Here is a 14,623-nt window from a genome sequence, read left to right as displayed (position 1 = left end):
TGAGATTATTTGCTTTTGTACTTGCGCTCTTAGCTCACTGGCTTATCATATCGGTATTCACTCTATTACCTGCTATCACACATGAATAATCCTTCTAAAGTAAACTTATCTAACTTTTCAACTCAGCAGATATCAGCTCAGAAAACGTCTCCTGAGCCTAACCCTGCGCCCGAAAAAAAGATTACTGTGAGTAATAGCCCAACGTTTGCTACCACCACAGAGGTAAAGCAATGGATTAAAGCCCAAGCACAGTATTTAGGGTTTGCCGACTGTGGTTTCTTATCCGTGCATCATCCTTTATTTACCCAACAAATTGAACAATTGCAACGGTGGCTGGATAAAGGCTATGAAGGCCAATTGCAGTTTATGCATAACAATCACCACCTACGTGCGCATCCTGCCCAACTGGTAGAAGGAGCAAAAACCATCATCAGCGTGCGTATGGACTACCTCACTCAGACACCTACCCCGCGTGCGGTCACTGATGATAATCATCCCAATCAGGGTATCATTGCGCGTTATGCCAGAGGCCGCGATTATCATAAGACGATGCGCAGCCGCTTAAAACAATTAGCCTTAAAGATAGAAGCGATGCTTGCTGAATGGCAGCATCTAGATATTGGAGCTGAGGCAGAATTTATTTTTAGACCTTTTAGTGACTCTGCCCCTATCTTTGAGCGTCCTATTGCAGATGCAGCAGGACTTGGCTGGACGGGCAAGCATACGCTATTGCTAAACAAACAAGCGGGCTCATTCTTTGTGCTGGGTGAGTTGTTTATGAGTCTTGAGTTACCGGATGATGAACCAGTAAAAGAGCACTGCGGCAGTTGCAGCGCCTGTATTGATATCTGCCCAACCCAAGCGATTGTCGCGCCCTACGAGCTCAATGCTTCTGCCTGTATTTCTTATTTAACGATTGAGCATGATGGCATCATTGATACCAAATATCGTCGCGCAATTGGCAATCGCGTCTTCGGTTGTGATGACTGTCAACTTATTTGTCCGTGGAATCGCTACGCCAACCTTACAATCGTAGAAGATTTCACGCCACGGCATCAGCTTGACAACAGCAGTTTGCTTGAGCTGTGGCAATGGCAAGAAGCAGAGTTTATGAAAAAAACTGAAGGCAGTCCGCTCAGGCGCACAGGCTATGTTAACTTTTTACGCAATATCGCCATTGGACTTGGCAACGCTAATCCCAGTATAGAAATCGTCACTCATCTACGATCTAAGTTAGGCTTGCATAACGACATGCTGGACGAACATATTAATTGGGCGCTTACGGAACAAACTGAGAAATTAAATATCAATAATCGGTAAACCTATGCCTTTTAGACACAAAAATGCCTCTTACTAAAGAGGCATTTTTTATTCTATTAGACATTCTAATGCTAATTAAGCTTAGAAGTTATGGATTAGAAATTACGGCTTTGGAATGCGCAATACTTGACCAGGATAAATTTTGTCTGGATCAGACAGCATAGGCTTGTTGGCTTCAAAGATTTTTGTATAATCACCAGATGAACCATAAACATCTTTAGCAATCTTAGATAGGCTGTCACCAGATTTTACGGTATACATCGTAGATTCAGGCGCGTCTTCTTCGATGTCAATGTTATCAATGACTTTAGCGACGTTTTGGACATTACCAATAGCGATAATGGCTTTTTCACGGTCAGCCTGTGTTTTGGCGTTACCACTGATTTCAGCGGTATCCGTCGAACCGTTATATTTGATTTTTAGGTTACTGATATTGAGGTTCTGCTGCTGGATGCGACGTAGCAAAATGTTGGCAACCGATTGTGCTGAAGGCTCACCGCTGGCGACAGGCGTACTAGCATCTGCTTTGGTTTCTGATTTAGCATCATGCTTTTCGTCGTCACGATTAAAAATCTTATCACCAATGTCTTTTGCGAAACTAAACATACCCATATAACTGCTCCTTGAAATACTATTATTTATTATTAATCGTTATTCTTTTAATGGTAATTATATCTAGTAATTACTATTATTTCTTGTTTACCATTATTAGTATAGGCAAAGACATATATGATGAATAGTAATAGTATGTTGAGTAATGTTGATTTGGCGTAGCTTATGTTAATGAAATGAATCACTAGATGAGCATAAATGACTGGGATAGACTCTTAGAATAAATAACGAACATAAAAAAACCGCTTATCTATGCTGTATAGATAAGCGGCATTGTAAGACTTGCTAAGCAAATAGCGAGTTATAGCTGGGCTTGTACGTAGTCGATTGCTTTTTGAACCGTTGTCAATTCAGCTGAATCTTCATCAGGAATAGTGATGCCAAAATCGCTTTCGAATGACATAACCAATTCGACTAGATCCAATGAATCAGCGCCTAAATCTTCCATAAATGAAGCATCATTGTTGATGTCTTCAACGTTCATACCTAATTGCTCAGCTACTGCCGCCTTTACTCTTAGCTCGGTATCATTACTCATGTAGATTACTCCTTTATCATCTATTATTTTTAATAAACTGCGATAGCGCGATAGTTAAACGTTATCGCCTAGTATATAAAATGGAATTTGCCAGATCAGCATTGCCGTCTGAGTACTCTATGACACGTTATACGTTCTGTCTAATGTCTAGTAAAGCCCTGCTATCATACAGGGCTTTGACGTAAAAGTATTCGTCATTATAGCACCCTTTATTATAGTTTACACTCGTTCACACAGTTTTTTATTATAAGTATGTAACACTTGTGCGTCACCTACATATACATGCCGCCGTTGACAGGAATAACAGCACCTGTGATGTAGCTGGCTTCGTCACTGGCTAAGAAATGTACGGCAGCTGCGATGTCTTCTGGCTGCCCAAGACGACTAATAGGCACGGCATCTAGCATCGAATTTAGTAGGCGCTCGTCAAGCTCATCCGTCATATCCGTCTCAATTAAACCGGGTGCCACACAGTTGATCGTGACTTGGCGTGAGCCGATTTCACGTGCAAGTGTACGGCTAAAACCTTCTACGCCCGCTTTAGTCGCCGCGTAATTAGACTGACCAGCATTGCCCATTTGAGCAACGACAGAGGTAATATTAATGATACGACCACGACGCGCCTTCATCATACCGCGTACCGCACGTTTGCTCATGCGATAAACCGATGTCAAATTGGTATCAACCACGTTCTCCCAATCTTCATCTTTCATGCGCATCAATAGACCGTCTTGGGTAATACCAGCATTATTGACCAGCACTTGCACCGCGCCATAGACGCTTTCAATCTCTTCAAATAGCTTATCGATTTGTGCCGTATCGCGTACGTCTAATACACGGCCAATACCACCACTATCATGTAGATAACCATCAACAAGTTCAGCACCCTTTTCTGTGGTGGCTGTCCCAATCACGAAATGTCCTTCCTTTGCAAAACGTTTGGCGACTGCCTTGCCAATACCGCGACTGGCACCAGTCACTAGGGTAATCGTACGGCTCATGATAATACCTCCATTAATTTATCAAGACGGGTGGGCTTGTCAGTAGGATAGCTGGCAATTGGTTGCGCTTGACGCTTGGCCAAATTGCTCAATACATTGCCACTGCCACACTCGATTAAAATATTAATTTGCTTATCAGCCAGCTCTTGCATGGTCTTTGACCATAGTACTGGCTCACTTAGCTGCTCGGTTAATGCTTGCTTAATACCTGCCGCACTACTCTCAACACGCGCATGACGGTTTTGAATAACCGGAATGGTTGCTTGATCAAACTTAATAGCTGCTAAGGCTTCCGCTAAAGCACTACTTGCTGGCGCCATAAGCGCACAATGTGATGGCACGCTCACCTTTAGTGGGATGGCTTTTTTGCCAGTATTTTTTACTTTATCGATGACAGCTGTGACGCCTGCCGCATTTCCTGAGACCACAACTTGTCCTGGACTATTGAAATTTGCCGCTCCGACAATCGCGCCATCAACATGCTCGGTTGCCTGCTCGCACAAGTTTTCCACACGATGATCTTCGAGCCCTAGCACTGCTGCCATCGCTGTATCGATACCTACTACCGCTTCCTGCATCAACTGACCGCGCGTATGTACCAATCTCACCGCATCAGCAAGCGATATCACTCCAGCGGCACAAAGGGCGCTGTACTCACCTAGAGAATGACCCGCTAGATAGCACGGCGCTTTTTTGAATTTTGGTTGTAGAATACGCCAAATGGCGATACTAGCCGTCAATAAGGCTGGCTGAGTATATTGCGTTTGATTGAGCTTTTCTTCATCCTGACAAATTGCCCATAAGTCTTCACTTAGTGCTTCGCTTGCTTCAGCAAAAGTATCACGAATCTCTGGATAAGCTTCAGCGAGCTCGCTGGTCATACCGACAATTTGTGAGCCTTGACCAGGGAAAAGCACCGCAGTGCGGGTTGGCTGTTTTTTTATCATATCGGGTACAGAGGCCATAACCAATATTCCTTATGTAATTGAAAACATCCCTAAAGATAATCGGGAGTATTGTAAAATTAGGGGCGGTCTAGAGTTATATTTTTAACTGATCACTCAGACAGCTGATTATAAGTAAACTATACACTGACAGATACTATTATCATAGCTGATGAAAAAATGAGGCGTTAAGGTAAGATAATATTTAGCTTTTGACAGTTTTTTAGGCACAGCATTTGATAAAAAATTACGTGATAAAAACCAATGATAGGGAGCTACGTCATAAAAAATTCATAGCAAAAAGCCAAGTTATCCCACCACATAATATATGGTAGCGAAATAACTTGGCTTTCTTTAGCTCAAAACTTATTGCCTAATAATAGCGGTACAAAAAGCCGTAAAGTGCCATCAGCACCATCGTATTGTTGCATCACTGATTAAATAGTCAATTAAGCGTCTTGACTGACCTTGAACAACTGACGACCACGATAAAAACCATCTTTAGTCATGTGATGACGACGATGTTTTTCACCAGTGGTAGCATCTACGCTTAGCTCAGCCACTTCCATACGATGGTGTGAACGGCGCATGTCACGACGAGAACGGCTTTTACGACTTTTTTGAACAGCCATGATATAGCTCCTATACTTAAAAGGGATAAGCTTAAAATTCAGCTTTAGTCGATACTGACAGAGGCTATATAATCACAACAACCTAAGTCTTACGCATCATTAGTTAAATAGATTGCCACGTGCATTAAAATGCTAACTACGTCTAAAATCTATAGTCAATTTGCCTAGTCAGTTTTTATCTGCAAGTAACCTGTTGCTAGAATGCAATAAACGGGACATTATACGCATGTTTCATCGATTAATAAAGCCCTGCGTACGACTCTTCTGCACAAAGCCGATAAAAGGCATTCTAAATCAATTGAATACAGCATGTTTTCTTTTATAACTTGCCTTTCAACGATGCTAAAGCGGCAAAAGGATTTTCATTTTCTTCTTCTTCAGGTATCTCACCAAATTGCTCAACCGTCATTTCACAGTCATCATGCTTCGGTGCCATCGGTGTTTTAAGCAATATTTCATCTTCAACCAATTTTTTCAAAGGCAATAAGCGCTCTGGCGACTGCTCAGTAATGACTTCATCAAGCAATAAATAGTCCTGCTCTTCATTGACTAGGCGCACTTGGCTCTCGTCATCGAGTAGTGCAATATCATAATCATCAGTTAAGTCAGTGGCTACGGGTTGCAAGCATCGCTGGCAAGTTAGCCATACATCACCCGCCAATTCAAATGACAGATGTAAGACATTATTACGACGATAAAGATTGGCAGTGAGCTGGATTTTTTCTTGTTCATGCTCGGTCGTCAGTATAGCGGAAAGACGCTCAAAAGAGGTAGGTTCTATCTCTCCTGCCCACTCAAAGCCAGTATCTTCCCATTTATTTAAGGAAAGGTGTTCGGGCATATTACTCGATATAGGATTCTGCATATTATCAGCTTGAGCCGCTGAAGGCTTGCTTACTGGAGTGCTTGACATACGCGGCCTCATTCATCAAAAACGGTGTATAATATTGCCTGCCATACTAGCGGAAAGCGCTGAGTAGCGCTAGCGCTAGTATGTTAAGATTTTTTGACCTTTGGGTTGCCTCACATTTTTATTTACTCATTTCATGTATAGAGTACCAACAGTCTCTTATTTTTTATTCGGTCAATCTTCTATCTATGATATCGCCTACCGCCAACCCTGATTTTTCTGCATTGTGGTCTTCTATTGATAAGGCTCTTTTGCTTCAACATCTCACTGACTTAGAAGATACAGCTATAGAATGCCCTATGAGCACTCTAGAGACTTGCGCACTCAATTCTAAAATAAATACAAACCTAAAAGATTTAGCAGATCAATGGCAAAAACTGTCTAAGGAAAGTGCTTCTATAGCAGATACTGAAAAAGCAGCAACCGATTGGCTTATTTGTTTATTTAATACCGTGTTTGCCAAGCATCAAGTGATATTAGCATCTGGTGATGGTGAACCAGAATATTTCCCTGCTCAGAACAATCAGCCAGCACGAATCGAGTTTGCCAACGGATTTTTTGCCAGTGCGCTGCATGAATTAAGCCATTGGTGTGTCGCTGGTAAAGAACGTAGAGGCTTACCCGACTTTGGCTACTGGTATGCACCAGATGGGCGTTCAGCCTCTCAGCAGCAAGCATTTGAGCGCGTAGAGATTAAACCGCAGGCGCTTGAGTGTTTATTTACTCTTGCCTGTGGATATCACTTTCGAGTCTCACAGGACAATCTGTTTGCCGACTTCGATACCAGTGGTAGCACTTTTGCTCATGACGTTTATTTACAAGTTGAAACCTATATTACCAAGCCAGTAACGCTGCCACGTGATGCCAAGACTTTGCTACGGGTATTATTAAGTGTTTGTAACGATAAATTAACTAACAGCGAGCCACGATAAATCTCTATAAGGTTAATGATAGCGATGCTTGTAAACTGTTAACGATTTCCTACCAACCGTAACGCCTTGCCAATAAACTTATATTTGCTTTAAGCTATACTGATAGATAAGTAGATTTTGTGGTGCAGCTAAGATAAAGCGAAGCTAGCAAAAGATTAACTCATTATTACTCTTATTTCTTTCTAGCGTTATTTCTTTCTAGCGTTATTTCTTTCTAGCGTTATTTATTTGATAACAACTCATCCACCATCTCAAAAGTATATAACCTATAATTATAAGACAAGGAACTATTATGCAAGTGCTCTATATACATCCCGAAAATCCGCAGCCACGTCTTATTGAGCAAGCCGCTGATCTATTACGTAAGGATCAGTTAATCATTTATCCTACTGATACTAGCTATGCTTTTGGTTGTCGTTTAGGCGCAAAAGACGCCCTCGAAAAATTAAAACAAATCCGTGAGCTTGATGATAAGCATCAATTTACGCTATTGTGCCGAGATTTAAGTGAAATTGCTAATTATGCAGCAGTAGATAATGTGCAATTTAAGCAGCTTAAGGCTCATACGCCAGCTCCTATTACCTTTATTCTTAATGCCACAAAAGACGTACCAAAGAAACTGGCACATGCGAAGAAAAAAACCATTGGTATTCGTGTGCCAAGTAATCCTATCGCCCAAGCACTCTTGGCAGCCATGGACGAGCCTATCTTAACCAGCTCATTAATATTACCAAATCGCGATGATATACTTGATGATCCATTTGAAATAGAAGATCTGTTAAGCAACCAAATAGACGGTCTCATCAACGCAGGTATAAAAACCACTAAGCTAACCACTATCGTTGATATGACCAGTAGCCAGCCTGAAATCATCAGACAAGGTGCTGCTGACGTTAGTTCTTTGTTATTATAACTACTTATTTAAACGCATAAAAAAAAGCTCCAATCGATTGGAGCTTTTTTATGAATCATATATTCAGTACAAAATTAGTCACGATCAACTAATTCTACATATGCCATTGGCGCATTGTCACCATCACGATGACCGCATTTTACGATACGCAAATAACCACCTGGACGCGTTTGATAACGAGGACCTAACGTGCCAAATAATTTGCCTACCATAGCTTTGCTACGCATACGGCTGAATGCTAAACGACGGTTAGCAACGCTGTCTTCTTTAGCCATAGTGATCAATGGCTCGGCAACGCGACGTAGTTCTTTAGCTTTTGGTAAAGTTGTTTTGATCAGTTCATGCTCAAATAATGAGTTAGTCATGTTCTGAAACATTGCCTTACGATGACTGCCGGTACGACCCAGCTTGACTCCACTCTTACGATGGCGCATAGTCAAAAATCCTTAAAGTTTAACGGCTACGATAAGAAAAGCGATCATCAACACGTAAATCAGCTGGTGGCCAGTTATCTAGGCGCATACCGAGCTCTAAATCTTTAGACGCTAAAACGTCTTTGATTTCCGTTAATGATTTCTTACCAAGATTTGGGGTTTTTAGAAGTTCAGTCTCTGAACGTTGTACCAAATCACCGATATAGTAAATGTTTTCAGCTTTCAAGCAGTTGGCTGAGCGAACCGTTAGTTCAAGATCGTCCACAGGGCGTAATAGCACCGGATCAACCTCTTCTTTCTCTTTCACAGGCTCAGGCGCTTCTTCAGCTTCTAGGTCAACAAAGATAGAAATCTGTTGTTGTAAAATAGTGGCTGCTTTACGAATTGCTTCTTCTGGATCTATAGTGCCATTAGTTTCAAGCTCAATGATAAGACGATCAAGATCAGTACGCTGCTCTACACGAGCGTTCTCAACCTGATAGGCAACACGAAGCACAGGACTAAAACTTGCATCAAGCTTTAAGCGTCCAATTGCCTTAGTATCACCATCTTCACGGCGCTGGTTTGCTGGCTCATATCCACGACCCATTACTACGCGCAAACGCATCTTAAGATGACCACGATCACTCAATGTACCCAATACCAATTCTGGATTGATGATGTCAACATTGTGTGGTAACGCGATATCTGCAGCAGTAATAGTGCCTGGACCTTGTTTATCCAAGGTCAAAAATACTTCATTTTGGTCATGAAGCGTAATTGCCAAGCCTTTTAAGTTCAAAAGCAAGTCAAGTACATCTTCTTGTAGCCCTTCAAGCGTAGAGTATTCATGGTCAACGCCATCAATCTCAGCTTCAATGACTGCAGCACCAGGTAATGAAGATAACAAGATACGACGTAAGGCATTACCTAGGGTATGCCCAAAGCCGCGTTCTAACGGTTCGAGCGTGACTTTCGCAATCGTTTCGTTAACCGTATCCACGTTAATGGCATTCGGCGTTAGAAACTCAGTTGCATTTAGCATCATGATGTCACCTCGATTTATTAAACTGGTTTAATTAACGTTAATTGCTCAATGCCATTTTCATGACATCGAGCAGTACGTCATTTACTTAGAGTATAGCTCAACGATCAAGCTTTCGTTGATTTCAGCAGGTAGATCAATACGATCAGGCGCTTGTTTAAACGTGCCTTGTAGTTTGCTGTGATCAACATCTAGCCATTCTGGAATACCACGTTGTGTCGCTAATTCGATAGCGTTTTTAATACGTAGTTGTTCGCGAGACTTCTCTTGGATAGCGATGACATCACCATCTTGAAGCTGAATTGATGGAATGTTCACACGAACAAACTCATCACGGCCAGCTTTTTTTACCATAACAGTACGATGACTGACTAGCTGACGTGCTTCTGCGCGAGTTGAGCCAAAGCCCATGCGATATACAACGTTGTCTAGACGGCTCTCAAGCATGGCTAGTAGGTTTTCACCAGTAGCACCGCGCTTACGAGCAGCTTCTTTATAGTAGTTAGCGAATTGACGCTCTAGTACACCATAAATACGCTTAACTTTCTGCTTTTCACGCAGCTGTAGAGCATATTCTGAGGTCTTGTTACGGCTTACACCGTGTTGACCTGGTGGACGACCAGCTTTTTTCGTTTTAACATCGTATGGTTTAACACCAGACTTAAGGCCTAAGTCTGTACCTTCACGACGTGATAATTTGAGTTTTGGTCCAATATAGCGGGCCATTGTTATGTCTCCTATAAGCTTTTGGGATAAAAAGCTTCGTCTTTAATATTAGACGCGGCGCTTTTTCGGCGCACGGCAACCATTGTGTGGGATTGGGGTTACATCAGAGATGCTGTTAACTTTATAACCCAATGCACCTAGTGCTCTTACCGCAGACTCACGACCCGGTCCTGGTCCTTTGACCAAAACGTCGATATTCTTAACACCATATTCTTGAGCCGCTTTACCAGCGACTTCAGCTGCAACCTGAGCTGCAAATGGTGTAGATTTACGTGAACCACGGAAGCCTTGTCCACCTGAAGTGGCCCAAGCCAATGCATTACCCTGACGATCGGTAATCGTAACAATGGTGTTATTAAAAGACGCATGGATATGGGCTATGCCCTCCGATACTGAACGACGAGCCACCTTTTTGCGACTGCGAGTGTCTTTTGCCATCTTTTAGCTTCCTAAGTTAATTATCTTTTGAGAGGGCGTGTCGGACCCTTACGAGTACGAGCGTTGTTCTTGGTGTTCTGACCTCTAACTGGTAGGTTACGACGATGGCGTATGCCACGGTAACAACCAAGATCAACTAAACGCTTGATATTCATTGAAACTTCACGACGAAGATCACCTTCAGTCATGTAATTTGCAATTTGTGCACGGATAGCATCTAACTGTGTATCATCTAACTGACTAACTTTAGTAGTAGGGGCAATGCCAACTGCTTCTAATATTTTCTGAGCAGTGGTACGACCTACACCAAAGATGTAAGTTAGTGAAATAACAGCATGCTTATTATCCGGAATGTTTACGCCGGCAATACGAGCCATTGATTTCTCTCCATTAAAGAAAAATAAGCGTTATTTATCAATAAGGCATTATTCTTCAGAATTGTTGCTGTTAATACTAAATATATTATAGTCACTGTCGCTGTTTTGGTTTAGTTAAAAGCCTAAACACTGACAGCATTACAAAATATTCTGCATAAACACGGCAAGTGGCGGATGATATCCCATCCGCCGTTATTTTTCAAGTATTAATTTAGATAGTAACAAAAGTTTAAAACTTTATGATACTAAATATTAACCTTGACGTTGCTTGTGGCGCGGTTCTGCTGTACAGATGATATGTACACGGCCTTTACGACGCACAACTTTACAGCTACCACAAATCTTCTTAACTGATGCTTGAACTTTCATAGCATACTCCTTGAAATATCGTACCGCTCATTTAAGGTTGAGTGGGCGATTGAATTAACGTCTGATCATGATATTGATGGGTCATCAAATGCGCTTGAATCTGCGAGATGAAGTCCATTACCACAACCACCATAATCAGTAAAGATGTACCACCAAGTTGAAACGGCACACCAAACGATGACTGGACGACCATCGGCATTAAACAAATAACCGTCATATACATCGCGCCAATAAAGGTCAGTCGGTTTAATACATGATCGAGGTAACGCTGAGTTTGTTGTCCAGGGCGAATACCAGGGATATACGCACCACTACGCTTAAGGTTTTCTGCTACTTCACGCGGGCTAAATACCAATGCCGTATAAAAATAACAGAAGAAAATAATCATCGCGCCAAATAGTACTAAATATAGCGGTTGCCCTGGGGACAACACCAATGCCATATTTTGCAATATTTTTTGTACAAAAGTAGGATCAGTTGATTGACCAACCCACTGCCCTAAACTTGCAGGGAACAGTAACAAAGAACTGGCAAAAATAGCTGGGATAACTCCTGCCATGTTCAGCTTCAACGGCAAATGTGATTGCTGTTGAGCGTATATCTTGCGACCTTGTTGCTGTTTTTGTGCATAGTTGACAGGGACACGGCGCTGAGCACGTTCAATATAAACAATACCTGCAGTAACCGCGATGCCTAATAGTACAAAAATGAACAGTACAATCAAGTTCATCTGACCTTGATTGACCTGTTCGATAGACTGCGAAATCATACCTGGCGTACCAGCCACAATGCTCGCAAAAATAAGCATTGAGATACCATTACCAACGCCGCGTTCTGTAATCTGCTCACCAAGCCACATTAAGAACATCGCGCCCGCTACTAATGAAGTAACGGCTGGAATATAAAAAGTCAAACCAGAGGATAAAGTAAGATTTTGGCTGATTAAGCCAGCACACATTCCTAATGACTGTACTAGAGCTAAAGCAAGTGTCCCTTGACGGGTGTACTTGTTTAGCTTGCGTCGTCCCGCTTCACCTTCTTTTTTGAGGGCTTCAAGCGATGGCAGTACTGCAGACATCATCTGTACAATAATCGATGCTGAAATATATGGCATAATGCCAAGCGCCATAATAGACATACGCTCTAGCGCACCACCTGAGAACATATTAAACATGCTCAGAATGGTGTTTTCGTTGCGCGAAAACAGATCAGCCAAGTTAACTGGGTTGATACCCGGAACTGGAATATGTGACCCTAAACGATAAACAATCAATGCGCCGATTAAGAATAATAAACGCGTCCATAATTCGTCATACTTGCGTATGAAGGCAAATGGATTAAGCGGTATACCAGCCGATGACATTGATTGTTTTGACACGTTACTACTCCTCGATGCTACCACCAGCAGCTTCGATTGCTTGCTTAGCGCCTTTAGTCACTTTAATACCTTTAAAGGTATAAGCTTTAGTCACTTCGCCTGACAACATTACACGAGCACGCTTCATATCATGACGGATAAGGTTAGCAGCTTTAAGTGTTTCAATGCTGACCACATCGCCTTCAATTTTATTCAATTCAGACAGACGGACTTCAGCAGTCGTCATTGCCATTCTACTGGTAAAACCAAATTTTGGTAGACGGCGATATAAAGGCATTTGACCACCTTCAAATCCTGAGCGTATGCTAGAACCTGAACGAGATTTCTGACCTTTTACACCACGACCACCAGTCTTACCAAGACCTGAACCGATACCACGACCACGACGTTGGGCAGTTTTCTTTGCGCCAACACCTGGTGATAATTCATTTAATCTAAGACCCATTACGCTTCCTCCACTTTTACCATGTAGTTGACGCGATTGACCATACCACGGGTTGAAGGAGTATCTTCTACTTCAACAGTATGATTAATACGGCGTAAACCCAATCCTTTCAAGCTCGCTTTGTGGCTCTTTAGGCGATGGGCACCCGATTTAAATTGAGTGACTTTCATTTTTTTCATCGTAACTCACCTAGTCTAAGTTAACCCAAGATTTCGTCTACAGATTTACCACGTTTTGCTGCCATCTTCTCTGGAGTTGACATATCACGTAAACCGTTAAACGTAGCGCGAACCACGTTAGCAGTATTGGTAGAACCATAACATTTAGTCAAAACATCTTTGACACCAGCAACTTCTAACACAGCACGCATTGCGCCACCAGCGATTACGCCAGTACCTTCAGATGCAGGCTGCATGTAGACTTTACTAGCACCATGACGTGCTTTGATCGGATGATACAAAGTTGCATCGTTTAGCTCAACAGTAATCATATTGCGTTTGGCAGCTTCTAGCGCTTTTTGAATAGCAGCTGGCACTTCACGTGCTTTACCACGACCAAAACCAACACGACCATTGCCATCACCAACAACAGTTAATGCGGTGAAAGAGAAAATACGACCACCTTTAACTACTTTTGCGACGCGGTCAACGGTAACTAAGCGTTCTACTAAACCGTCTGTTTGCTCATTTTTATCATTTTTATCATTTCTAGCCATGATTAAAACTCCAATCCGTTTTCGCGAGCTGCTTCAGCTAAAGCTTTAACTCGACCATGATATTTAAAACCACTACGGTCAAAGGCAACTTTAGTAACCCCAGCTGCTTTTGCGCGTTCTGCGATCATTTGGCCTACAGACGTCGCTGCATCAGCGTTGCCAGTCGCGCCTGAGCGCAAGCTGCCGTCTAAGGTAGATGCCTGAGCAATCACTTCACCACCGTTCGGAGAGATAATCTGGGCATAGATGTGCTTTGGCGTGCGATTAACCGTTAAGCGATGTACGCCTAAATGACGGATATGCGCGCGGGTTTTCTTAGCTCGACGCAGACGAGCTGCTTTTTTATCAAACATTTCAACTCACCTTATTTTTTCTTAGCTTCTTTGCGAACCACATGTTCGTCGCTATAACGAATACCTTTGCCTTTATAAGGCTCTGGTGGGCGGAAACCACGGATATTAGCCGCTGCTTGACCAAGCTGCTGCTTATTGTTTGATTTCAAAACAATTTCAGTTTGCGTTGGGGTTTCAGCTGACACACCTTCAGGTAGCGTATATTCTACTGGATGAGAGTAACCAACGTTTAGCGTTACTTTATTACCAGTAGCTTGCGCGCGATAACCAACACCAATTAATTGAAGACGTCTTTCAAAGCCTTCATTCACGCCAGTAACATAATTGTTAAGCAGGGCGCGCATGGTGCCAGTGTGCATCATGGCTTCTTTTGAATCGACTGTAGGTGAGAAAATGATCGCATCATCTTCCTGTTTCAGCTCGACCAATTCATGCAGGCGTAAAGACAAATTGCCGTTCTTGCCTTTCACTTCGACCTGCCGATCGTTCAAAGTAACGCTTACGCCGTTTGGCAGCGTCACTGGGGCTTTAGCCACACGAGACATAGGAATATTCCTTAAAA

21 protein-coding genes are annotated in these 14,623 nt (G+C 42.4%); 3 read left to right on the top strand and 18 right to left on the bottom strand.

Annotated elements, in window-relative coordinates:
- Positions 1 to 81 precede the first annotated feature (81 nt).
- The gene (gene queG / locus ACMFL8_RS03315; RefSeq protein WP_413190067.1) at positions 82 to 1,320 is read left to right on the top strand and encodes a tRNA epoxyqueuosine(34) reductase QueG; all 1,239 of its coding nucleotides are present in this window, start codon (positions 82 to 84) and stop codon (positions 1,318 to 1,320) included.
- Between the two features lie 102 nt (positions 1,321 to 1,422).
- On the opposite strand, the gene lysM is transcribed toward queG, so the two are convergent.
- From lysM to ACMFL8_RS03285, 6 genes are all read right to left on the bottom strand, one after another.
- Positions 1,423 to 1,932, bottom strand: a complete 510-nt coding sequence (lysM, locus tag ACMFL8_RS03310) for a peptidoglycan-binding protein LysM (protein ID WP_010196747.1) — start codon at positions 1,930 to 1,932, stop codon at positions 1,423 to 1,425.
- 301 nt (positions 1,933 to 2,233) lie between these two features.
- The gene (acpP, locus tag ACMFL8_RS03305; protein WP_025652201.1) at positions 2,234 to 2,470 is read right to left on the bottom strand and encodes an acyl carrier protein; all 237 of its coding nucleotides are present in this window, start codon (positions 2,468 to 2,470) and stop codon (positions 2,234 to 2,236) included.
- A gap of 272 nt (positions 2,471 to 2,742) precedes the next feature.
- Entirely contained in the window at positions 2,743 to 3,471 is a 729-nt protein-coding gene (fabG, locus tag ACMFL8_RS03300) for a 3-oxoacyl-ACP reductase FabG (protein ID WP_010196745.1), read from the bottom strand.
- Positions 3,468 to 4,436 carry an ACP S-malonyltransferase gene (gene fabD, locus ACMFL8_RS03295; protein WP_413190066.1) on the bottom strand — a complete coding sequence of 323 codons (969 nt, stop codon included), beginning with the start codon at positions 4,434 to 4,436 and terminating at the stop codon, positions 3,468 to 3,470. Before fabD ends, fabG begins: the two co-directional genes overlap by 4 nt.
- 428 nt (positions 4,437 to 4,864) lie before the next feature.
- Entirely contained in the window at positions 4,865 to 5,047 is a 183-nt protein-coding gene (gene rpmF / locus ACMFL8_RS03290; RefSeq protein ID WP_010196743.1) for a 50S ribosomal protein L32, read from the bottom strand.
- Positions 5,048 to 5,366: 319 nt separating this feature from the next.
- Positions 5,367 to 5,960, bottom strand: a complete 594-nt coding sequence (locus tag ACMFL8_RS03285; RefSeq protein ID WP_413190065.1) for a YceD family protein — start codon at positions 5,958 to 5,960, stop codon at positions 5,367 to 5,369.
- A gap of 296 nt (positions 5,961 to 6,256) precedes the next feature.
- Between ACMFL8_RS03285 and ACMFL8_RS03280 the strand changes: the two genes are divergently transcribed.
- On the top strand, positions 6,257 to 6,889 hold the full coding sequence (locus ACMFL8_RS03280) for an elongation factor P hydroxylase (protein WP_413190064.1): 633 nt from the start codon (positions 6,257 to 6,259) through the stop codon (positions 6,887 to 6,889).
- A 292-nt stretch (positions 6,890 to 7,181) separates the two neighbouring features.
- Positions 7,182 to 7,802, top strand: a complete 621-nt coding sequence (locus ACMFL8_RS03275; protein ID WP_010196739.1) for an L-threonylcarbamoyladenylate synthase — start codon at positions 7,182 to 7,184, stop codon at positions 7,800 to 7,802.
- A 74-nt stretch (positions 7,803 to 7,876) separates the two neighbouring features.
- Here ACMFL8_RS03275 and rplQ read toward each other — a convergent pair whose 3' ends face one another.
- The 12 genes from rplQ to rplF all read right to left on the bottom strand — a co-directional run bounded on the left by rplQ (position 7,877) and on the right by rplF (position 14,606).
- Positions 7,877 to 8,236 (bottom strand): 50S ribosomal protein L17, encoded by a 360-nt coding sequence (gene rplQ / locus ACMFL8_RS03270; RefSeq protein ID WP_010196736.1) that lies wholly within the window; start codon positions 8,234 to 8,236, stop codon positions 7,877 to 7,879.
- Between the two features lie 19 nt (positions 8,237 to 8,255).
- Complete coding sequence (locus tag ACMFL8_RS03265; RefSeq protein WP_021813386.1) at positions 8,256 to 9,263, bottom strand: DNA-directed RNA polymerase subunit alpha; 1,008 nt, start codon at positions 9,261 to 9,263, stop codon at positions 8,256 to 8,258.
- Positions 9,264 to 9,344: 81 nt separating this feature from the next.
- Positions 9,345 to 9,986, bottom strand: a complete 642-nt coding sequence (gene rpsD, locus ACMFL8_RS03260) for a 30S ribosomal protein S4 (protein WP_010196731.1) — start codon at positions 9,984 to 9,986, stop codon at positions 9,345 to 9,347.
- Between the two features lie 48 nt (positions 9,987 to 10,034).
- On the bottom strand, positions 10,035 to 10,424 hold the full coding sequence (gene rpsK / locus ACMFL8_RS03255) for a 30S ribosomal protein S11 (protein WP_010196728.1): 390 nt from the start codon (positions 10,422 to 10,424) through the stop codon (positions 10,035 to 10,037).
- Positions 10,425 to 10,444: 20 nt separating this feature from the next.
- Complete coding sequence (gene rpsM / locus ACMFL8_RS03250) at positions 10,445 to 10,801, bottom strand: 30S ribosomal protein S13 (protein ID WP_010196723.1); 357 nt, start codon at positions 10,799 to 10,801, stop codon at positions 10,445 to 10,447.
- A gap of 252 nt (positions 10,802 to 11,053) precedes the next feature.
- Complete coding sequence (gene rpmJ, locus ACMFL8_RS03245) at positions 11,054 to 11,170, bottom strand: 50S ribosomal protein L36 (protein WP_010196721.1); 117 nt, start codon at positions 11,168 to 11,170, stop codon at positions 11,054 to 11,056.
- Positions 11,171 to 11,201: 31 nt separating this feature from the next.
- On the bottom strand, positions 11,202 to 12,533 hold the full coding sequence (gene secY, locus ACMFL8_RS03240) for a preprotein translocase subunit SecY (RefSeq protein ID WP_173240232.1): 1,332 nt from the start codon (positions 12,531 to 12,533) through the stop codon (positions 11,202 to 11,204).
- A gap of 19 nt (positions 12,534 to 12,552) precedes the next feature.
- Positions 12,553 to 12,993: a 50S ribosomal protein L15 gene (rplO, locus tag ACMFL8_RS03235; RefSeq protein WP_010196716.1), complete on the bottom strand. Its 441-nt coding sequence runs from the start codon at positions 12,991 to 12,993 to the stop codon at positions 12,553 to 12,555.
- Positions 12,993 to 13,172 carry a 50S ribosomal protein L30 gene (rpmD, locus tag ACMFL8_RS03230; RefSeq protein ID WP_010196714.1) on the bottom strand — a complete coding sequence of 60 codons (180 nt, stop codon included), beginning with the start codon at positions 13,170 to 13,172 and terminating at the stop codon, positions 12,993 to 12,995. The genes rplO and rpmD overlap by 1 nt, the downstream gene beginning before the upstream one ends.
- A 20-nt stretch (positions 13,173 to 13,192) precedes the next feature.
- Positions 13,193 to 13,708 carry a 30S ribosomal protein S5 gene (gene rpsE / locus ACMFL8_RS03225; protein WP_010196711.1) on the bottom strand — a complete coding sequence of 172 codons (516 nt, stop codon included), beginning with the start codon at positions 13,706 to 13,708 and terminating at the stop codon, positions 13,193 to 13,195.
- A 2-nt stretch (positions 13,709 to 13,710) separates the two neighbouring features.
- Positions 13,711 to 14,061, bottom strand: a complete 351-nt coding sequence (rplR, locus tag ACMFL8_RS03220) for a 50S ribosomal protein L18 (protein ID WP_010196708.1) — start codon at positions 14,059 to 14,061, stop codon at positions 13,711 to 13,713.
- 11 nt (positions 14,062 to 14,072) lie between these two features.
- Positions 14,073 to 14,606, bottom strand: coding sequence for a 50S ribosomal protein L6 (gene rplF / locus ACMFL8_RS03215; protein WP_010196707.1), 534 nt, complete (start codon positions 14,604 to 14,606; stop codon positions 14,073 to 14,075).
- Positions 14,607 to 14,623: the final 17 nt, after the last annotated feature.

This window comes from Psychrobacter sp. AT9 (assembly GCF_047272965.1).
Lineage (GTDB): Bacteria > Pseudomonadota > Gammaproteobacteria > Pseudomonadales > Moraxellaceae > Psychrobacter > Psychrobacter glaciei.
Note: the sequence above shows the minus strand (reverse complement) of the source record. Positions and strands in the feature narration are given on the sequence as shown.